Origin of the sequence: Serratia sp. PGPR-27, assembly GCF_022678525.1 — a bacterium.
In the GTDB taxonomy this organism is placed as follows: Bacteria; Pseudomonadota; Gammaproteobacteria; order Enterobacterales; family Enterobacteriaceae; genus Serratia; species Serratia nematodiphila.
This window is the reverse complement of record NZ_JALBYS010000090.1, coordinates 1-272: the sequence shown is the minus strand read 5'-3', so window position 1 is coordinate 272 and position 272 is coordinate 1. Positions and strand designations below refer to the sequence as shown.

Genomic DNA, 272 nt, shown 5'->3' with positions numbered 1-272 from the left:
GACTGGAAAGCCGACGCCAAGGCGTTCGTGGAAAAACTGCAGGCCAACCCGGCCAACATCGCCAGCCGCAAGGCGTCGCAGAACGCGCTGGAAGCGTTCGGCAAGGTGCTGCCGGAGTTCCTGGGCGGCTCCGCCGACCTGGCGCCGAGCAACCTGACCATGTGGTCCGGCTCGAAAGCGCTGAACGTTGACCCGGCGGGCAACTACATTCATTACGGCGTGCGCGAGTTCGGCATGACCGCCATCACCAACGGCATCGCGCTGCACGGCGG

General features: G+C 65.8%; 1 pseudogene. It reads left to right on the top strand.

Annotated elements, in window-relative coordinates:
• Positions 1-272 (top strand): annotated as a pseudogene (locus tag MMS95_RS24140) (transketolase); the annotation flags it as partial.